The sequence below is a fragment of the Ruegeria sp. YTSA072 genome (assembly GCF_059610285.1).
In genome coordinates this window covers 495,197-515,177 of record NZ_JBXWNI010000002.1, presented here as the reverse complement: position 1 = coordinate 515,177, position 19,981 = coordinate 495,197, and the positions used below count along the sequence as shown (strand labels likewise).

Annotated in this window: 18 protein-coding genes and 1 pseudogene; 10 read left to right on the top strand and 9 right to left on the bottom strand. The window is 56.3% G+C overall.

What is annotated here, in order from left to right:
• The 3 genes and pseudogenes from AC2FIB_RS06765 to AC2FIB_RS06755 all read right to left on the bottom strand — a co-directional run.
• Positions 1-129: pseudogene (locus AC2FIB_RS06765) on the bottom strand (IS3 family transposase); the annotation flags it as partial.
• A gap of 39 nt (positions 130-168) precedes the next feature.
• Positions 169-1,014 (bottom strand): hypothetical protein, encoded by an 846-nt coding sequence (locus tag AC2FIB_RS06760; protein WP_496841838.1) that lies wholly within the window; start codon positions 1,012-1,014, stop codon positions 169-171.
• Positions 1,015-1,483: 469 nt separating this feature from the next.
• On the bottom strand, positions 1,484-2,308 hold the full coding sequence (locus AC2FIB_RS06755; protein WP_496734550.1) for a helix-turn-helix transcriptional regulator: 825 nt from the start codon (positions 2,306-2,308) through the stop codon (positions 1,484-1,486).
• Positions 2,309-2,435: 127 nt separating this feature from the next.
• Between AC2FIB_RS06755 and AC2FIB_RS06750 the strand changes: the two genes are divergently transcribed.
• Genes AC2FIB_RS06750 through AC2FIB_RS06725 form a run of 6 tightly spaced genes read left to right on the top strand, consistent with a single transcriptional unit; the run spans position 2,436 to position 8,062 of the window.
• Positions 2,436-3,557 carry an ABC transporter ATP-binding protein gene (locus AC2FIB_RS06750; protein ID WP_496734552.1) on the top strand — a complete coding sequence of 374 codons (1,122 nt, stop codon included), beginning with the start codon at positions 2,436-2,438 and terminating at the stop codon, positions 3,555-3,557.
• Positions 3,558-3,595: 38 nt separating this feature from the next.
• Positions 3,596-4,753, top strand: coding sequence for an ABC transporter substrate-binding protein (locus tag AC2FIB_RS06745; RefSeq protein WP_058277121.1), 1,158 nt, complete (start codon positions 3,596-3,598; stop codon positions 4,751-4,753).
• A gap of 22 nt (positions 4,754-4,775) precedes the next feature.
• Positions 4,776-5,627, top strand: a complete 852-nt coding sequence (locus AC2FIB_RS06740; RefSeq protein WP_282169970.1) for an ABC transporter permease — start codon at positions 4,776-4,778, stop codon at positions 5,625-5,627.
• A gap of 9 nt (positions 5,628-5,636) precedes the next feature.
• The gene (locus AC2FIB_RS06735; protein WP_282169969.1) at positions 5,637-6,455 is read left to right on the top strand and encodes an ABC transporter permease; all 819 of its coding nucleotides are present in this window, start codon (positions 5,637-5,639) and stop codon (positions 6,453-6,455) included.
• The gene (locus AC2FIB_RS06730; protein ID WP_058277032.1) at positions 6,452-7,249 is read left to right on the top strand and encodes an SDR family NAD(P)-dependent oxidoreductase; all 798 of its coding nucleotides are present in this window, start codon (positions 6,452-6,454) and stop codon (positions 7,247-7,249) included. Before AC2FIB_RS06735 ends, AC2FIB_RS06730 begins: the two co-directional genes overlap by 4 nt.
• 21 nt (positions 7,250-7,270) lie before the next feature.
• Positions 7,271-8,062 (top strand): SDR family NAD(P)-dependent oxidoreductase, encoded by a 792-nt coding sequence (locus AC2FIB_RS06725; protein WP_058277033.1) that lies wholly within the window; start codon positions 7,271-7,273, stop codon positions 8,060-8,062.
• A gap of 450 nt (positions 8,063-8,512) precedes the next feature.
• On the opposite strand, the gene AC2FIB_RS06720 is transcribed toward AC2FIB_RS06725, so the two are convergent.
• The 5 genes from AC2FIB_RS06720 to AC2FIB_RS06700 form a co-directional block, all read right to left on the bottom strand.
• Positions 8,513-9,907, bottom strand: a complete 1,395-nt coding sequence (locus AC2FIB_RS06720) for an alpha/beta fold hydrolase (RefSeq protein WP_282169975.1) — start codon at positions 9,905-9,907, stop codon at positions 8,513-8,515.
• Positions 9,908-10,565: 658 nt separating this feature from the next.
• A complete protein-coding gene (locus AC2FIB_RS06715; RefSeq protein WP_058272677.1) occupies positions 10,566-11,168 on the bottom strand; it encodes an amino acid synthesis family protein in 603 nt (200 codons plus the stop codon).
• Positions 11,169-11,181: 13 nt separating this feature from the next.
• On the bottom strand, positions 11,182-13,281 hold the full coding sequence (locus tag AC2FIB_RS06710; protein ID WP_496733605.1) for a CoA transferase: 2,100 nt from the start codon (positions 13,279-13,281) through the stop codon (positions 11,182-11,184).
• A complete protein-coding gene (locus AC2FIB_RS06705; protein ID WP_496733606.1) occupies positions 13,278-14,012 on the bottom strand; it encodes an alpha/beta fold hydrolase in 735 nt (244 codons plus the stop codon). Before AC2FIB_RS06705 ends, AC2FIB_RS06710 begins: the two co-directional genes overlap by 4 nt.
• A 58-nt stretch (positions 14,013-14,070) precedes the next feature.
• Entirely contained in the window at positions 14,071-14,469 is a 399-nt protein-coding gene (locus tag AC2FIB_RS06700; RefSeq protein WP_058272766.1) for a RidA family protein, read from the bottom strand.
• A gap of 142 nt (positions 14,470-14,611) precedes the next feature.
• On the opposite strand from AC2FIB_RS06700, the gene AC2FIB_RS06695 reads away from it, so the two are divergent.
• The 4 genes from AC2FIB_RS06695 to AC2FIB_RS06680 are packed head-to-tail and all read left to right on the top strand — an operon-like array spanning position 14,612 to position 18,900.
• On the top strand, positions 14,612-16,093 hold the full coding sequence (locus AC2FIB_RS06695) for an aldehyde dehydrogenase (protein ID WP_282119697.1): 1,482 nt from the start codon (positions 14,612-14,614) through the stop codon (positions 16,091-16,093).
• Positions 16,094-16,104: 11 nt separating this feature from the next.
• Positions 16,105-17,145 carry an LLM class flavin-dependent oxidoreductase gene (locus tag AC2FIB_RS06690; protein WP_496733608.1) on the top strand — a complete coding sequence of 347 codons (1,041 nt, stop codon included), beginning with the start codon at positions 16,105-16,107 and terminating at the stop codon, positions 17,143-17,145.
• A 4-nt stretch (positions 17,146-17,149) separates the two neighbouring features.
• The gene (locus tag AC2FIB_RS06685; protein WP_108862257.1) at positions 17,150-17,953 is read left to right on the top strand and encodes a carnitinyl-CoA dehydratase; all 804 of its coding nucleotides are present in this window, start codon (positions 17,150-17,152) and stop codon (positions 17,951-17,953) included.
• A complete protein-coding gene (locus AC2FIB_RS06680) occupies positions 17,953-18,900 on the top strand; it encodes a 3-hydroxyacyl-CoA dehydrogenase NAD-binding domain-containing protein (RefSeq protein ID WP_282169974.1) in 948 nt (315 codons plus the stop codon). Before AC2FIB_RS06685 ends, AC2FIB_RS06680 begins: the two co-directional genes overlap by 1 nt.
• On the opposite strand, the gene AC2FIB_RS06675 is transcribed toward AC2FIB_RS06680, so the two are convergent.
• Entirely contained in the window at positions 18,897-19,952 is a 1,056-nt protein-coding gene (locus tag AC2FIB_RS06675; RefSeq protein WP_496841837.1) for a GlxA family transcriptional regulator, read from the bottom strand. The two genes, AC2FIB_RS06680 and AC2FIB_RS06675, sit on opposite strands and share 4 nt — an antisense overlap.
• Between the last annotated feature and the right edge of the window lie 29 nt (positions 19,953-19,981).

Genomic DNA, 19,981 nt, shown 5'->3' with positions numbered 1-19,981 from the left:
GTAATAGGTTTGTTCAACAACGCCAATCTGTCTGATCGCATCGAGACGGGACATGCCCTGCCCCATCAGAACTTCAATCTGCCGTAACTTCGAGACAATCTCTTCGGGCTTCGGTCGCTTGTTTGCCATTCGTGGTCCTCCGTTTCCTAAACATAACGGTGGACCAGTTCAGTTGGGGAGGCTCAGGGCCAGATAGTCCCGTAGCGTCCGAAGCACCGCCAATTGTTTCGCTTGATCTGTGATCCCCGCCATTATGGGTTCCAACAGACCAGCGTTTTCCCGATAGACCTGAGCCAGCACGGCAAGTTCATCCTCACTGGTGGGTTGCGTCCGGGGACGGCCAGCACGTCCGAAGCCTTTCCCGCGCCGGGCCTTCGGGGCCTTGGGTTTGTCCGGCGCGGTGCGCTTTGAAGGTGGACAATCTCGCCCATGATCCACTTTCCACGTCCGGGGCGTAGCATCGGGTTTTGAGTCACGTCCGCGAACCTCTGCCGGACGTGGGCCAGCCGCAGAAACGCGACGGGGCAAGTCTTGGGTCAGCGCGTTGCGCCAAGCCGTCCCGTTCTGCCGGTCGATTTGTGTCCGCCGGTACCGCCACCGAAGCCAGTCAACCGCCGCTGGCGGCAACGTCGCTGCGTCCAGATCGCCCAGCGCGTCGCGAAATGCGTGTTCGTGTTCGCCCAGGTCAATCGTGCTACCTGGCAACCACGGGTTTTTCTTCCACTGATCACCTAGCCGATTGGCAGCGCGGCGGGCTTCGGCGCGGTTCCATTCCTCGGCAGACACGCTGCCCGTTTCAAACCGGCGTTTCTGGCGCACACGGTAGGCCTTCGCGGCGTGAGGTCCGCAATGGCTAAGGCACCGGCCCTGCTTGCTTTCCTTGATTGCGGGGTTGGGGCAAGCGGCCCCTGTTTTCAGTCGCGCGCCGCAAGTCCGCGCTCCGGGGCTACCCATTCGGTAGGGCTCGCCTCGTTCGTGAAACAGGCTTTCGTGTTCTTGCGATGCAAATTTCATGGCTGATGACGATTACTGCTATGCCGCTCATGGGATGTGTTATTTTATAATAAAATTGACGCCATGACACTAAAATACTTGTAATATTTGGCGGTGCAGTTGATCCAAACGAACTCTTGAAGATGGAAGCTTCATCGTTGTCCGCTTTGTGCTGTATTGCGGTCGCTAGCAAAACTTAGGCGAACTTCTGCATCGAGCCCAATCTGCTCATTCATGAAAGGTGCGGCATCCGTCACGAAGGGCGGAAAGCAGTCATTCGCTGCAGGCGCATGAAATGCAAGCCAAAATAGAAAAGCGGTCACTCGAGATGGATGAATGAGGCCTCAGGAGGCGTCCCGTTCGAATATGGAGCATGCTTTCTTCACACCCCAAAGAACACTCAGACGTTTTTATGTTTTGCAGGGGCTCTGCCTCGCCTTCACCGTTCGTGAAAAGAAGTTGGAGCAAGTACGCTCCAAGGCGATCGGCTTCAGTTAGCGTTCAGTGATTTGGACGACAACGATGAGTGTCCGCCCGAAACCAATTCATCTATGAACTTCGAAAACAACTCACCTTGAGATCGGATCTGCAGTTTTGAATAAACATTCCTTCGGTGGATACGCACAGTGCCGGGGGAAATTTCGAGGATGCGCCCCACAGCGTCTGCGGAATGACCTTTGAGCGTGTATTCGACGACCTGGCGTTCTCTTGGTGTCAGGGCACCCTGTCCGAAATTGGTAAAAGCAAGGGCCACGCTTTGATAAAGATCATCATCTGCTACCTCGCCTTCAACAGATCCAAACCGGTTGGCAAGATCGTCCCAGTGTCTTTTGCATGTCGCCTGCACAATGGGCCAAAACTCATTGAGTTGTCGGAAATCCTTGGCTGAAAAAGCCTTTTGCTCACGCATCACGGAAACAACCACACTGGCGGATTCAGGAAGCCGGATCACAAAGCCCATTTCTTCCGCAAGCCCGGTTCGGGCATAATAGCTGCGATAGTATTCGCCCTGAAAAAACCTGTCCGGTGCCAGATCGCGAATTCGATGCAGTCCGGGAACGAAATCGGTCTCGCAAACAAGATAAAATGGGTCAAGCAAGTATGGGCCTTCCTGATAGTCCTCAACAAAGACCTTGCGCTTATTTTTTGGGAAATCGTCATACAAATCCAAAGGGCGGGCTTGGCCAAAATATCCAAATACAACAGTGTAATCGAACGGGGTGATCTGCCTCAGCGTATCAGACAAGGTTTGTGCAAAGCTCTCTGAGCCGATAGCGTCAATGAGCGTGCTGGTTGCTTCGTACAAAGCTTTCATGATCCTCCTCCGCGCCCTGCTATTCAGATTGATATACTAAAAACATGGTATATACACTGAAACAAGTTTTTCTTACAGTTTTTCCAATATAGATAGTAGTCAACAAATCGGAAAAAGATAGAAATAAATGGAAAACGGGGGATATGTTGGCGAGGTTGAGCCAGCTGGCAAAAAACCGATCGCAGAACTGCGTGGAGTGACAAAGCGCTTTGGCGAAGTGTTGGCCGCCAGTGATTTGAACCTTTCGATTGCCGAGGGCGAGTTCCTTTCCTTTCTAGGCCCGTCCGGATGCGGCAAGACAACAGCTTTGAGGATGCTGGCAGGTTTCGAAACCCCCACCGAAGGGGATGTGTTGCTGGATGGAAAGGTGGTGAACACGCTCGAAGCGCACCACCGTCCGGTGAACATGGTGTTTCAGCAATATGCACTGTTCCCACATATGACCGTGGCGCAAAACATCGGGTACGGGTTACGCCAGATCCGCCCGCGCATACCAAAGGCAGAGATTTCGGAACGGGTGAGCAAAGCCCTTGATGTGGTGCAACTGGCAGGCTTTGAGGATCGCAAGATCTGGGAGATGTCAGGCGGCCAGCAACAGCGCGTGGCCCTGGCCCGCGCTATCATCAATGAGCCCAAACTCCTGTTGCTGGACGAACCCATGGCCGCGCTTGATCGCAAGTTGCGCAAGGAGATGCAGATCGAACTGCAGGATCTGCAACGCCAGTTGGGTATCACCTTTGTACTGGTGACACACGACCAGGAAGAGGCACTATCGATGAGCGATCGCATTTGCATCATGCGGGACGGCAGAATTGTGCAGATCGGTAGCCCGCAAGAGTTGTATGATCGCCCAAATTCTCGCTATGTCGCTGATTTTGTAGGCGCGTCCAACTTCTTTAATGGCAAACTTCAGCGTTCGACGGACGGCTTGTCTGAGGTGCTTCTGGACAATGGAATGCGGATACAGGGCATGCCCGGTGATGGTCTTGTCGACGGGCAGGAGGTGTGCGTTAGCGTGCGCCCTGAACAAATGAAACTGCGCCGTCAGGGCAAAGGTCTTGAGGTCGAAGTCCACAACCGAATTTTTCTTGGCGAACACACTGAATACCTGGTGACGCACGAAACCCTTGGTGACTTCCTCGTACTCGCTCCGCGTCAGGCGGACCTTAGCGAAGGTGCTTTTGCCGTCCGCGACAAAGCCCTGGTCTCGTGGGAGACATCGGCGGCGCTCATTCTCGACCGAAATTAACGACGTCCACAACAACCATGCAAAAGGGAGTAAAGAAAATGACAAAGACCATCGACCATATCTCCAAGAAGGAGTTCATGGAGAAGCTGGAAAGCTACCGGAAGGGCTCAATCACGCGGCGCCATTTCCTGAATGTAACCGGCCTTGGTGCGGCAGCGGCTGTGATGGGGGCCTCGGTGCCCGGTTTGCGCCCACAACCTGCATATGCTGGCGATATTGGTGATCGCGTGGTTCTGGCTACATGGCCGAACTATCATGATCTGGCCAACTTTGACGCCTTTACCGAGGCGACCGGCGCACATGTGCAGGTCAACGTCTTTGGCTCGAACGAAGAAATGCTAGCCAAGTTGCAGGCCGGTGCCACCGGTTGGGATGTCTATGTGCCCACCAACTACACGTTTGAAGATTACGTCAAAGAGGATCTGATCGAACCGTTGGATACGTCGATGTTGCCGAACTATGATGCGTCGGCCTTTGATGCGCGCTACGCCGAGGCAGGTTCAGTCAACGGTAAGCTCTATGGTGTTCCCAAGAACTGGGGATCGACCGGCATGGCCGTCAACACTAAGCACAATGGTGGAAATGCGATTTCATCATGGCGAGAGTTCTTTGATATCACCATGGGCAAGTTCTCGGGTCGTACCATCGTGCACGACTATCAGCTGACCACGATTGGCAGCGCCCTGAACGCCTTTGGCTATTCGTTCAATTCGGTTGACGAGAAAGAGCTGGCCGATGCCGAGAAACTTCTGATTGACGTGAAGCCACATCTGTTTGCCATTACGTCGGACTATCAGCCGGGTATGCGTAATGGGGATGCCTGGTTGACCATCTGCTGGTCCGGCGACGGCAAGCAGCTGAACACCGACATACCCGAGATCGCCTATGTGCTTGGCAAAGAGGGCGGCGAAATCTGGAGCGATTACTGGGCGATCCCCAAAAGCTCCGAGCGCAAGGCAGCGGCCTATGCGTTGATCAACTTCATGCTGGATCCGAATGTTAACGTCAAAGAAGTGCTGGCGCACGGCTATCCGACGGCAGATTCCCGAACATATGATCAACTGCCCGAAGAGTTGAAGAATGATCCGATCATCTTCCCGGCTCAGGAGCTTTTGAGCCCACTGGAATTCGGGGCCGCAGTCACTCTGACCGATCCGAACCGCGCCGAGCTGATGGCTCGGTTCAAGTCGGCCTGATCTGAACTAAGGTGAAGACAACATGACGAATAGAACACGCAACTGGTTGTTGTTGGCACCTGCGGGAACTTGGTTCCTCGTGATGCTGATCATTCCGTTAACAGTTGTCTTCATCTTTAGCTTTGGAGAGCGAGCCTCGTCAGGTGGCGTTGAGCTCGCTCTCACTTTGGAACAATACACCAACCTTCCTGCACGCTGGGCAGCGTTCAAAAATACGATGACGTTGGCGCCGTTAGGAACCATGGCGGCGCTGCTTATCGCCTATCCCCTGGCTTACTTTCTCGCTGTCAAAACGACTCCGAGGTGGAAAACCATCCTGTTGGTTCTGGTGATCGTGCCATTCTGGACGTCGATCCTGATCCGCAGTTACGCTTGGATTTTCCTGCTGGGTGGACGCGGGATACCTGCCTTGTTCGAATGGGTCGGAATTGAGGGACTACGCCTAATCAACACGCCGTTTGCGGTGCTGGTTGGGATTATCTATGGGTATCTACCGCTGATGGTGTTCCCAATCTATGTCAGCCTCGACAAACTCGACAAACGCCTGCTCGAGGCGTCGTCTGATCTGGGCGCAAAGCCGTGGAAGACCTTTCTTCAGATCACGCTCCCGCTTTCGGTGCCCGGCATTGCGACTGGTTGCATGCTCGTCTTTATCCTGTTGATGGGCGAATACCTGATCCCGGCTCTGCTGGGCGGTGGCAAAGTGTTCTTTGTTGGCAATGCACTGGTCGACCTGTTCCTGCAGTCACGCAACTGGGCCTATGGGTCGGCGGTTGCTGTCACCCTTGTGGTCGTCATGCTGATTACCGTCACGATCTACATGCGGCTGATTAGCCGCCTCGGCGCAAGCCGTGAAGACGTATCGATTATGTGAGGCTATGCGATGAGACTGTATGCAATCTGCGTTTACCTTTTTCTCTACATTCCTATCGGTGTCATCGCCCTGTTCAGCTTTAACGCCGGTCGACACGCGAGCCAGCTTCAGGGGTTCTCAACCAAATGGTATGGCAAGGCGCTGTCCAATCCGTTCGTGATGGACGCGCTGGAAACCAGCCTGATCGTGGCATTTTGTTCGGCGCTGTTTGCCAGCGTCTTTGGCACCATGGCCGCCGTCGCCCTGCAGGGCATTCGTGGTCCCGTGCGAGCTACCTTTGATCTGCTGATCTATGTTGCGGTGATGATCCCCGGCATTGTAATTGGGATCGCCACTTTGATCGGGCTGGTCACCGTATTTGACCAACTGAACCCGCTGATTGCGGCGATTTGGCCGGACGGGTTCAAGCCGCCAAAGCTGCGCATGGGCATCGGCTCGCTGATCGCCGCCCACACGATGTTCCTGATGGCGCTTGTGGTAATTATCGTACGGGCACGGCTCGCGGGGATGGATCGCGCGCTGACCGAGGCCTCTTCGGATCTCTACGCCACGCCGATGGGAACGTTCCGACAGGTGACATTGCCGATGATCTTTCCGGCCATCCTGGCGGGTTTTTTGCTGAGCTTCACCTTTAGCTTCGACGACTTCATCATCGCGTTCTTTGTGGCGGGCTCAGAAACGACGCTGCCGATCTATGTGTTCTCATCCATCCGACGCGGTGTGACACCTGAAATCAACGCGATTGGAACGATGGTGATGGGCGTGTCTCTGTTACTGCTGATTACCGCCCAGTTGTTGCTGCAACGCGGAGGTAAAAAGTCCCGATGACCCTTGCAGAAAAATCTCTTAAGGCCCGACCTTTTCCGATACTCGGCGGCAAGGTTGTTCTGGTGACAGGCGCCGGATCAGGAATTGGCCGGGCAGGGGCAATGGCCATGGCCCGTCATGGCGCCAAAGTTATTGTGACAGATCTGGACGCCGACAAGGCTGCGCATGTGGTCGAAGACTTACATGGCGAGGGGCTGGTGGCGGCCTCGAGAGGGCTAGATGTCACCGACGATCAGGCAGTCAAAGCCGAGGTCGACAGAGTCGTCAAAGCTTACGGGCGCCTTGATGTCCTGCACTCTCACGCTGGCTATCAGGTTGAAGGCAACCTTGAGCAGGTGCCCGTTGAAGGTTTGGACATGTCCTGGCGATTGAACGTGCGGTCGCATTTTATCGCGGCTCGCGCTGCGGTGGGTCCCATGCGCGAGCAGGGAGGTGGCAGTGTAATCATCACTTCGTCAAACTCGGGTGTGCAATACGACCGCGAAATGATTGCCTATGCCACTACCAAGCATGCAGTGGTCGCCATGACCCGTCAGATGGCCGCAGATTATGCCAAACACAATGTTCGTTTTAACGCCCTGTGTCCGGGTTTTATCGACACGCCGTTTAACGCCGGTTTCGAAGTGCAAATGGGCGGGCGCGAAAAGCTAGAAAACTACGTGTCTGAAACCATTCCGATGGGACGCTGGGGCACGACCGAAGAAATGGCCGATTCAATCCTGTTTCTGGCCTCCGACATGTCCACCTTTATGACGGGCCATGCGCTGGTCATCGATGGCGGAGAATGCATCTGAACTTCTGTACGGAGCACCAATATGACCAATAGCCTCAAGACACCCAATGGCCGCCTCGCGGGAAAAGTTGCCGTGATTACAGGGGGAGCCACTGGAATGGGGCGGGCCACCGCGCTGATGTTTGCCGAAGAAGGTGCCAAGGTCAGCATCTTTGATATCAAGAATGAAGAGGGTCGGAAAACAGTCGACATGATCCGCGACACAGGTGGTGAGGCGGCATTTTTTCATGCTGATGTCACCAAGGACGCCGAGATCAATGCTGCCTTTGACGCTGCCCTTGAAGCCTTTGGACCCTATAATGTCCTGTTCAATCACGCAGGAACCATCATCGTCAAAGCGATGCATGAAACCAGCGAAGAAGAATATGACTGGTTGATGGATGTAAACGTGAAATCGGCCTTTCTGACCTGCCGTCGTGCGGTTCAGGACATGAGCGCAAATGGCGGCGGCTCAATCGTGATTACTTCGTCTATTGCGGCTGAACTGGGCTATGCGTTGGAGTCAGTCTACTGCATGTCAAAAGGCGCGGTTCTTCAACTGGCGCGCACGATCTCAACCGAATATCGCGATGCGGGCATCCGGTGTAACGCGGTCTGCCCTGGGTTTGTTGAAACGGCGCATGGCCTCAAGGAAATAGCAGAGTTGGACGCCGCCGGACAGGAATGGGAAGACTCTGGGATGGCGGCAACGCAGGGACGCATTTGCTATCCAGAGGAAGTGGCCGCGGCGGTGGTTTTTCTTGCATCTGATGAGGCCAGCTTTGTGAACGGCAATGCAACCTATGTTGACAACGGCTGGTACGCAAAAGGTTAAATGCCAAGCGAATAGGACAATCATGACCATCGGACTTTGAGTTGCACGATCACTTTGGCGGCGCAGCGAATGGCTGGATCGGTGGAGCCGCAATGCGGCGAGAACTTTCACGACGAATGACTGCAATGGGCCGGATGCGGCTTCTGGAGCATTTCAGCCGAAGGTCGGGAAAGTCCGCGTTGCAGACATTCGCGACAACTTGCTTGAACGTCTACTTTCGCGGGAAGCTGCATCGGATGCGGGGCGATTAAATCACGGTGCGCATCCCAAACCCGATGATCCGCATTCTATCCATGAACAAAGACCACCGACTCTCCCTCGACGTCTTGGGCGTAGGAGCGCCTGACTGCATTTATCGCAACTCTGTGTTCCATTAATCTGGCGAAGTACTCTTGTTGCATTTGTTTTGAGAGAAATAGCGCCAGACCCGAAGGCACTTGGAGCAATAATTCAGCTGTGTTCAGCCAAGAAAGCCAAGGCGTCCCTCTCAAAACGCGGCCATTCCGGGTCGTTGTCAGGGATGGTATGGTTCGAGCTTTCGTAGGCGATGAACTTCGCGTTGGGTAATCCTTTTGCAAACAACCGTCCTTGTTCGACCGGCTGCATCCTGTCACTCGTCCCATGACAAACAAGGCACGGTACTTCGACCTCGGACAATATCGGTGTGATATCGATGTTATCAATCACGCCGCGATACCGCCCCATGTTTTCGGGTGAAATCATCTTGCGCATATCTTCGGCATATTGCCGCCGTTCTTCTTGGCTCGCGCCCGGCACGATGATTTGCGCCATTAAATCACGCAGAGACGGATAATCATCATCCCACCCGGCAGTCATCATTTGCTTAATTGCGTTGGCGCGTTCCACATCTTTTTGCGACGTTCTTTTTGCCCGACCAATAGGGAACCCACCTATCATTACGATCGCAGACACACGGTCAGGTCGGCGCGCTGCGAAGGCAGCTGCCACTGCGGACCCCTGCGATATCGCAAGGATCGGCGCGCGTTTGATACCCGCTGCGTCGAAAACTGTTTCCAAGTCATCAACGAACCGTTCGAACGTGCAAGTTTCTGCATCCCAGTCGGATAGACCGTTGAGCCTGGCATCAAAACGGACCAAACGATGTCGTTGAGCGATGGAAGTGTAAATTGGAGCTTTCCCCGGATTGCGCCAGTCAAGTTCCAAGTGTCCAATCCAACTTGGCGCCTTTACGACCGGAGGACCGTCCCCAACTGAGCTCCAGGCCAGACTAATGTTGTCGTTAGTTTTGCAATAACGAATTTCCTGTGTTTTGGCGAAGTTAGCGCGCGATTTGGACACATGTTCATCGGTGAAGTTGATCGACAAAACTTCGATCGGCTGTTCAATGCCTTTGAACGTGTGAAGCCCTTCCCGGCGCAAACGTTTGGCATAGTCCGCTCCGGCAAGATCACAAAGTACCTTTGAGACCAGAATGCCCCCGGGTTCAGCTGCCGATTGGAGCCGCGCAGCGATGTTGACGCCGTCTCCGAAGATATCGTCGCCATCGACGGTGACGTCGCCGACATGCAAACCCGCTCTAAGCTGGATACGTTCCGGAACCAAATAGGGATGGTCTGGCTCTCTTAGCTCGGTTTGGATCGCAATTGCCGCTTCTAGGGCGTTTCCTGCTGACGGAAATTCAATCAATGCTCCGTCGCCCAACAGTTTGACCACCCGGCCAGATTTTTGCTCAACGATCGGCGTTACCAAATCGCGGTACAAGGTGTTCAGTGTTTTGAGAAGTAGCTTGGAGCCGCCCTGCATCATCCGACTGAAGCCGACGACATCGAGAGACACAATTGCAGCAAGACGACGTTGACTCATGGTTACTTCCCGCAAGTTGGCTCGAAAACACTACCACGTTCATAGACTGTTAGAACCGGCAACATGCCTAATAACTGTAAACGTGCAGTGGAATGATCGGTAACTAAGATCTCGAATTGACCAAAGACCGTGGAAGCGATCATTAAAAAGGTATGCCTATCCGTTTTCTCAGGGAACGGCGGGTTTGTCCGCATACCGGTCGTTTGCTGCAACTTGCTTGAATGTCCACTGTGCGGACGAAGCTGCCGGATGCTGTCGCCGCAAACATCGCGCCTCCTCACCAACAAAATCACCGGAGAGTTCGCGGCACTGCAGCGCGATTTCCCGAAAGCGGACGTTCAAGTCTACCAAATCGGGGCAACTCAAAATCGGTCGTTCGCTGCGCGAGCATCGAGCGTCTGAGTTGCGGACAGACCTGCCGTTAAGTTTTTCGCTCTCAATGACCGCTTCATGTGCTTTGCACCCGCAGCGAAAAGCACGTCGGGCTAAAGTGGCCTTTCGCTGCGAGGGCGATGGGCAACTATCGAGCCACCGAAGCCGACGTTCGCCTTTTTATTCATAGCTTGGGAAATTCCCACTAGGGTAGTCCAAACCCACCTCTATAGTTTGGGCGAGGTCATTGCACGCCTTGGTTTGATCGCGTGCAGATCGCGTCTGCTCAAACACCGGCAGGGTTCTCTACGTCGCGCCCCAAGGCTGCAAGATCAGAATATCGATCTCCGATACGATGATGTGGACGTCCTCGGGTCGCGGCCCCCAATGCGACGACAAGTTCATTCACATCAGGTGCGTCATAGATGGAAAACTGAACGGTCAGATAATGCGAGCGCCGACCCGTATCATGTTTGTCCATCAACGGGATCTGGATCTGGGTGTTTGCCGGTCCGCGCGTGTTAGTGAAACCAAGATAGCTTTTGGCATCAACGGCCTCGCGGTAGAAATTGCCAAACTGCAAAGTGTGGATCAGCGCCGAAGCGTGCTCCACTTCGCAGCTGGTTCCGGCGATGCAGGCTTTTCCGTAGGCCTCTATTGCGTCGCCCGAACCTGCCAATGTAATCAGGCGATCGGTCAGCATTTTGCCCAGAACGGGAGCCATGCGCTGGATCTCTGGCTGCAGGTCTTCGACGAACCCACGCCCCGCCCAGGGGTTTTCCACTACGGCTGCCACTCCGATCATGCGCAAGACAGGGTCAGAGGCACGTCCGCCTTCGGTATGGATGTCTTCGTCAAATGTAATGACTTTGCGCAGTTCGGGTATCATCGGAGTTCTCCTGTCAGATTTGATATTTGTGATTTCCGGACAGTCTGTGCACAACGCCTTCGACTTCGGTTCCCTGATATATGCCGAAGGTGCCATGCCGGTGCTCTTGCGCGTATCTGCGCAAGAGAGAACGCTCGGCATCGTCGGACACCCGCGACAGTGGCAAGATATCAAGGGAGAAAAACGTCAACCCGGTATCGGCATCGCCCTGCACGCGCGCGTGATAGACGATGCGTTGCGCACCCGTTTCCGTGACCTGATAGACAGCATAAAGTTGCGTCAATTCTGCCTTCATCAATTCATCGCCCAGAGCCTTGAGTAAGGCCTGTGTCGAGGACGCGGATGGCAGCGTCACACTTCCGTCAGCCTCTTCTTTCAGCAGCAACCCGCCTTCGTGTGCCAAAACAGCCGCGATTGTCACATCACCTTTGGTTGCTGCTTCGGTCACCGCACGGTCCAACCCAAGATCAAAGTATGCGCCCTTGTAGTACCCCAGAGGATCCCCATCGGATGTCTCGAAGTCGAGCACACGACCAATAAGGATCAGATGATCCCCTGCATCCACCAGCCTATGTTGCGCGCAGCCAAAGCTGGCAAGGGCACCATCGATAACGGGCATGTCTTGCGCATTGGGATGCCATTTGACGCTGTTGAACTTCTCTGGCGACTGCGAGGCAAAGAGGCCCGAAACCTCCTTTTGATCATCTGCCAGAATGTTGACCGTGAAATGATCACAGGTTGCGAATGTGTCGCAGGAAAGTGCAGCCTTGCCGATGCAGACCAGCAAGAGTGGTGGGTCGAGCGAGACAGAAGAGAAGGAATTTGCCGTAAAGCCACGCGGCGTGCCGTCAGACTGGCGGGTCGTGACAACCGTGACCCCCGTGGCGAAACGCCCAAAGGCGTCGCGCAGGGTGCGCTTGGTTTCCGGTGCCATGGGTGATGAGGTTGGCGTCAGGGTCTCAAGCACGTCATTGTCCGCCCCCAGAGCGGGTGGCGGGTTCAATGTCCCATGCCCGTGCGCGCCAAAGCGCAGCGGGTTGGCGGCAACCGTCCAGGGCCTCGTTTCAGCATCCGGGCCGTGCACCTGTGTGAGCATTTTACGAGCCTCGATATGGGGGTCGCGGGCAATGTCCTGAATGGTGTTTAATGGGCCAAAGGGAACCTCACCGCCCAGTGTTTTGGTCAGCTCAACTTTGCTCAGCTTTGAGAACCAGCCTGAGACCAGGCGGTCAACCTCACCCGCGTGGGCAGCCCGTGCGCTGCGCGAGGCAAACCGGGGATCAGTACCAAGGGCAGGCTTCCCCATCAGCTCAGTCAAACGGCGCCAAAACGCATCGTCGACGATGCCAAGCGCCACGTGCCCGTCCGCTGCCGGGTACAATCCGAACGGGCTGAGAAAGGGGTGCCCGTTGCCTTCGGGCCCCGGCACCTTGTCGGTGTAATCATGAAGGTAGACCATGCGCTCGCACAAAGAGATCATGGCGTCGTACATGGCGACGTCGACGAACTGTCCTTTGCCGGTTGCTTCCGCCTCGCGCAAGGCGGCCATGATGCCAAAAGCCATCATCATGCCGGTGAAGATGTCGCCAACGCCGGGGCCGGTCTTGGTGGGGCTGTCGGCGTTCGGCCCGGTGATGGACATCAATCCGCCCATAGCTTGCGCTACCACGTCATAGGACGGCCAGTGCGCATATGGGCTTGTCCCTGTGCGCGGATCGCCAAATCCTCTGATTGCCGCATAGACGATTCTGGGGTTCAGCTCGGCGAGTGTTTCATAAGAAAGGCCCAGGCGATCCATCACGCCGGGCCGAAAGTTTTCGACAATGACATCCGCAGTGGCGGCAAGCGCGCGAAACTGGTTCTTTCCCCCATCTGATTTCAGGTCCAGTTGGATGCTCTTCTTGCCGCGGTTCAAACTGACGAAGTAACCGGCCCAGTTGTGATCGGGATCATCGTCGCGGAATGGGCCATTGCCACGGCTCGTATCGCCCGTACCCGCTTCGATCTTGATCACCTCTGCACCGTGATCCGCAAGGTGCATGGTGCAGTAAGGGCCGGATAACATGCGGCTCAGATCCAGCACGCGCAGACCTTTCAGGATTTGTGTGCTCATATGGCCATTTCCAGACCATCAAGAAAGCCGCGAAGGGGCGCGTTCACGGCGTCGGGGTTTTCGGCCAGCGCCATGTGACGGAGACCCGAAAGGATAACAGCCTTTGATTGCTCAATCTCTGCGGCTATGGCGCGGGTCATTTCGGGGCCGTTGCCATAGTCTTCGTCGCCGGTGATCACCAGTACAGGACAGCTGATGGGCGGCGTTGGGGCCACGATTTCGTCGATGCCATCCGCCAATACACGATAGATCGTGTGATAAATGCTAATGTCGTTTGCCTTTACCCAGCCGCGCACGGTGTCCATCATTGCCGGGTTGGCCTGTCGGAAATTTGCCGTAAACCAGCGTTCCAACGCGGCCTCCACAGTGGCTTGTGGTCCGTCTCGGCGGGCTTGATCGACACGGTTTAGAATAGCAGCCTGAGCCGCATCGGTGCGTTTGTGGGGTGAGTGCAGGATTGCCAGTGCGTCCGCCCTGGCCGGACGGTCCTGCGCAAACCGACGCGCGATCATGCCGCCAAGGGAAAACCCCACCAAGGTCGCTGAGCGGACATCACAGTGATCCAGTAGGGCCGCCAGTTGATCCGAAAACAGCGATAGACTCGGCCTCGCGGGCGGCGGTGTACTTTGTCCATGTCCGAAAAGGTCATAGTGCAGCACGCGGTATTGATCACTCAGCGCGGGGGTCGTCCACTGCCAACAGTCATGGTTCAAACCCAGGCCGTGGATCATCACCACGACCGGCCCAACCCCAGGCCCAGCCCAGCTGTAGGCAGTACCATCAGGCGCCTTAAGCATCGTCTAACGGGCGGTAGGCGACCACCTCGACCTCTACCCGGACATCGACCAGCAGATCGCTGACCACCGCCGACCGAGTGGGCGGTTCTATTGGAAAGTACTCCCCGTAGACCGCATTGAAACCGGGAAAGTCGCTGCGATCCCGCAACCAAACCATCGCTTTGATCACATCATCGCGGGTGCAGTCCGCCAGCGCCAGCGTGGCGGTGATGTCATCCAGCACGGCGCGGGTTTGCTCCTCTACCGTGCCGGTGGTCATAGGCGCGCCATCTTTCATGGGGATTTGCCCGGTCAGATACACAAAATCACCCGCCCGTATGGCACGCGACAGGGACAAGACCCGCCCGCCAATTTCAAGCGGGCCGCCAATCACTTGCTTTTTCTTCGCCATAAATACGGCCTCCCTTGCGGCAAGCCTGCCTTGATCCATCAAAAGCGCTTTCAGATTTTTCGACAACCTTTGTCGTAATTTCGTGCACATGTGACGCAAAAGCGGAGATGAATGAGAGGGTAACAGAGGGGGGATGCAGGCCATGGGTGAAATCACCAACTACCAAATGCTGATCGACGGACAGTGGTGTGATGCAGAGGACGGCGGCACCTTTGACAGCGTGAACCCCGCTGATGGCAACGTCTGGAGCCGTGTGCCCGAAGCGACCGAGGCTGACGTGAACCGTGCAGTTGAGGCCGCACATGCCGCATTCACAACCGGACCCTGGGCAGGCATGACGCCGACGCAACGGGGCAAGTGCCTGCGCAAGCTGGGCGATCTGCTGGCGGAACATTCAGAAGCATTGGGGCGCACGGAATCCATTGATACCGGCAAGATGCTAAAGGAGACCCGCTGGCAGGCGACGTATATCGCCGAGTTCTTTCACTTCTTTGCAGGCTGTGCCGACAAGGTCAGCGGCGAAACACTGCCCATCGATAAACCCGACATGTTCGTCTTCACGAGGCGTGAACCCCTTGGGGTGGTGGCTGCCGTGGTGCCGTGGAATTCGCAACTGTTTCTGGTGGCCGTCAAGATTGGCCCGGCGCTTGCGGCTGGCAATACCGTCGTGCTGAAAGCCTCTGAACATGCCAGTGCGGCGATGCTGGAGTTTGGTAAGCTGATTGAAGAGGCGGGCATTCCCCCCGGCGTCGTCAACATCATCACCGGCCATGGGGAGCCCTGCGGCCGTGCGCTCACAGGTCATCCGCTCGTGGCCCGTGTGTCCTTTACCGGAGGGCCAAATGCCGCGCGGCATGTGCTGGAGAACGTCAAACGAAATTTTGCCGAAGTGTCGTTGGAATTGGGGGGCAAATCCCCGTTCATCGTCTTTGACGATGCCAATATCGAAAGCGCTGTAAACGCCTCTATCGCGGGCATCTTTGGCGCCACGGGGCAAAGCTGTGTGGCTGGGTCACGGCTTTACCTGCACGAAGACATTGCCGATCAATTCCTTGAGCAGATGACCGCGCTGGCCCGCCAGATCGTGATTGGGGACCCGCTGGCGGATGAGACCCAGATGGGGCCATTGTGCACCACCGGACAGTTAGAGCATATCCAACGAGAAGTGGCGCATGCCCAAACAGAAGGCGGCAAAGTGCTGGTCGGCGGCAAGCAGCCAAAGGGGATGTCTGGCCTGTTCTATGAACCCACGATCATCGAAGTCCCTCGTCAGGATCTGCGCATTGTCGACACTGAATTGTTTGGCCCGGTTCTGTCGGTGCAGCGGTTCAAAACCGAGGAAGAGGTGCTCGCATTGGCCAATGATAGCGAACATGGGCTGGCAGCAGGTATCTTTACCCGCGACAGCGCGCGCTCCCTGCGCATGGCGGGGGCAGTGCGTGCCGGTATCGTCTGGGTGAACACCTATCGGGTGGTGTCTCCGATTGCGGAGTTCGGGGGCAACAAAGGATCGGGATATGGCCGCGAAAGCGGGTTCCAGGCGATCTACGACTATACCCGCCCAAAGACGATCTGGATGAACACGTCTGATGAACCGATGGCCAATCCGTTTGTAATGCGTTGAGGGAGAGAACAATGAAATTCCAACTTGCCGTGAACATGGAGCGGATCGACGACAATCTGGACATGCAGGATGTCGCCCGTCACACGCTGGAGATGGTGCAGATCGCCGAAGAGGGTGGGTTTGATATCGTCTGGGCCGCCGAGCACCACGCGTTGGAAATGACCATCGCGCCAAACCCTTTCCAGATCCTTACTTGGTGGGCTGCCGAAACCAGCCGCATCCGTCTGGGCACGGCCGTTGCGACGGCGGCCTATTGGCACCCGATCAACCTGGCGGGCGAAGCGGCGTTAACCGATCTGATCACCGGCGGGCGGTTGGAATTCGGCATCGGTTCGGGGGCCTATCAGCGCGAGTTTGACCGAATGAGACCGGGGCTCAAGCAATCTGATGCCTGGCGTTACATGCAGGAAATGCTGCCTGCGGTGCGTGAGCTTTGGAAGGGCGACTACGAACACAACGGGGAATACTGGCAATTCCCGACCTCGACCTCAGTGCCAAAGCCGCTTCAGAAGGAGGTGCCGGTCTGGGTCTCTGCGCGCTCACCCATCACCTATGACTACGCTATGCGGGAAAGGTGCCATGTGAACTGCTGGCCGTTCACACGTCCCTTTGCAGAGGCCGAACTCTACAAGAAACAACTGGATGAGGCGATTGAAAAGGCCGACAACGGCTGGGTGCCACGCTTCGCCTTGATGCGCCATTCATGCGTTTATGACAACGCAGCCGATGGTGAAAACGCGATGCGGGCGATCCGCCGCCTGCTGAGCCAGTTCGAAAACCTGTTTCGCAATCTGGGCGATGTGAAGGACGGCTTCCCCGCCTCCATCCCGCTGGATGAACTGGAGGGACGGGAACAATACGACCCCGTGATGTTGGAGGAGAACTTGATGTTCGGTTCTCCCGACCGGGTCATCGAAAAGCTGAAGCGCTATCAGGCGCTGGGTGTGAATGAGTACATCTATTACGCCTCCATGGGGCTCGATCACGCTTCACAGCAGAAATCCCTGCGCATGTTCGTCAACGAAGTAATGCCAGAATTCAAAGAGGGATAAGCAGATGTCAGACGGCGTTAAGGTTCACCGCGAGGGTCATGTTCTGGAAGTCACGCTGGAGCGCGGCAAGGTGAATGCCATTGATGTGCCCACGTCACAGGCGCTGGCTGCAGCCTTTCAGGAGCTGCACGAAGACAAGGATCTGCGCTGCGCGATCCTGACCGGTGGTGGAGAGAAGATATTCTCGGCTGGGTGGGACCTAAAGGCGCTCAATGACGGAGAGATGCAGCTCGATAATTGGTGGGAGACCGATGACTACGGCTTTGGCGGCTTCACCGGGCTCACTGAAAACTGGGCGCTGAACAAGCCCGTAATTGCTGCGATCAATGGGTTGGCCATTGGTGGCGGGTTCGAGATGGCGTTGGGGTGCGACCTGCTGATCGCCGCCGATCACGTGGAATTCGGGCTGCCGGAAATGCCCCTAGGCATCGTGCCGGACGCGGGCGCGTTGCAACGATTGCCGCGCCGCATTCCGCACAACATTGCGATGGAGATGTTCTTGCTGGGCCGCCGCATGACCGCGCAGGAAGCAGCGCACTATGGGCTGGTCAACAAGGTGGTGCCGAAAGAGCAGTTGATGGATGCTGCGCGCGAATGGGCGGCTTCGATTGCCTGGTCGGCACCGCTTGCGATGCAATCCGTCAAAGAGGTGCAGCGCGAAATCGAATGCGTGCCACTGGAGCAGGCGTTTCACAAGATGCGCACGGACCCGATGCCGATCTATCGCAAGATGCTCAAATCAGATGATGCTGCCGAAGGGGTGGCGGCTTTCGTGGAAAAGCGCGAACCCAACTTCAAAGGTGAATGATGTATCCTGATCCTATCAGCGTCACCCGCATCACCAGCATTGGCGCGGGCCCAATTGGCGGCGGCTGGGCGGCGCATTTTCTGGCCCGTGGCTATGATGTGACGGCCTATCTGCATGACACCAGTGAAACTGAAGCATTCCATTCGATCCTCAACACCGCCTGGGGCAGTCTGACGGATCTGGGGCTGGCTGAGGGCGCGTCTTTGGACCGTCTCCGCATTGTCACCGACCTTGAACAGGCGCTGGAGGGTGCGCAGTTCGTGCAGGAAAGTGCACCGGAGCGGTTGGAGATCAAACAATCGCTTTACGCACAGATGGGAGAGGTGCTGCCGCCTGACGTTGTCATCGGCTCCTCAACCTCCGGTCTGACAATGAGCGAGATCCAAGCCAAATGCGCGACCCCTGAACGCTGCGTGATCGGACACCCGTTCAATCCGCCCTACCTGCTGCCGCTGGTCGAGATTGTGGGCGGTGACAAAACTGCGCCGGATGCCGTGGTATGGGCCGGGAAGTTTTACGAAATTGCGGGCAAAGCGCCGCTGTTGATGAAAAAAGAAATCCCCGGCTTCGTCGCGACGCGCCTGCAAGAAGCGCTCTGGCGCGAGGCCTTGCACATGGTTGCCAATGGCGAGGCGACGCCGGAAGACATCGACATTGCCTTGATGAATGGGCCTGCGCCGCGCATGGTGTCCCAAGGTCAGTGTATGGCCTTTCACGTGGCCTGTGGCGCGGGCGGCATGGCGACCAATCTGGATCAGTTTGGCCCCGCGCTAAAGCTGCCCTGGACTCGGCTGGAGGCACCAGAACTCACCCGAGAGCTGCGTGGTCGCATGGTCGATGGTTGCAATGACATCGCCGGAGATCGCCACTTTGAGGATATGGCCGCGCAGCGCGATCGAGAGATTGTCGCAGTGTTGCGCGCGTTGCGCGAGGCGCGGTTGGATTAGGGACGGCCCGGAATCTCCTTAAGCGTTGAAAGGAAATCTGACAGGGAACCGGGCCAACTCGGCGCCGGTTCATTTGCAGGCCATGCCTCTCGGTATTCCGAAGGGCGGCGACCAAAGAATTTGCCAAAGGAATAGGCAAAATGGGACAGGGTGTTGAACCCTGACGCGGTGGCAATCTCGCGCACGCTGAGATCGGTGGAGATCAGCAGCAACCGCGCATTCTGCAACCGTCGCAACAAACCGAACTGCACCACAGTGCAACCGACGTGTTTCTTGAATTTCCGCTCTAGCTGTCGCTGCGAGACATCCAGCTTATCAGCGATCTCCGGCACGCTGAGCGGTTCTTCTATGTTCCCTTCGATCAGCGTCATCGCCTCACGCACCAGCGGCAGCATGGTCTCCGTGCTGCGCCCCATGGTGGACCGCTGTGACGCACCCGCGTTGCGGATCGGGTGATGCAACATTTGATCGGCAATTTCGCCCGAAAAGCCACTGCCATGGGTGCGCTCGATCAAACGAAGCATTAGATCCACGCCCGCGAGCCCACCCGAGCAGGTCATGATCTTGCCCTCGATGGTGAACAGGCATTCCTGCACATCCACCCGGTTAAAGCTTTCGCGAAAACCGCTGAGCCAGGACCAGTGGATCGTCGCCGGCTTTCCGTCCAACAGACCCGCCCGCGCGACAATATAGCAGCCAAGCTCAACCCCGCAGATACTGCTCCCCGCCCGCGCGCGCTTGCGCAGCCAAGCGGTAAGCGCGCGGTTATCGTAATGCTCCGTCCCCCAGCTGCCCAAAACAAAAATGTAATCCGCTGGCGGCAGGTTGTCCTGCTCTGCTGAAACGCGGGTTGTCATGCCATTGCTGGCCACGATTTCAGTGCCGTCAAAGGACACGATGTCCCAAGAAAACAGGGGCTCTGCCGAAAGATAATTCGCGATCCGCATCGTTTCGGTCATGGTGATCAATGTGGTTATGTTGAACCGTGGGACCACCACAAAAATGGCATGATGCGCAGCGCGGGGCGTCTGCTGGGTCATGTCGATTTGCATGAGCTAAAGTCCAGATTGCATAGTGCGAT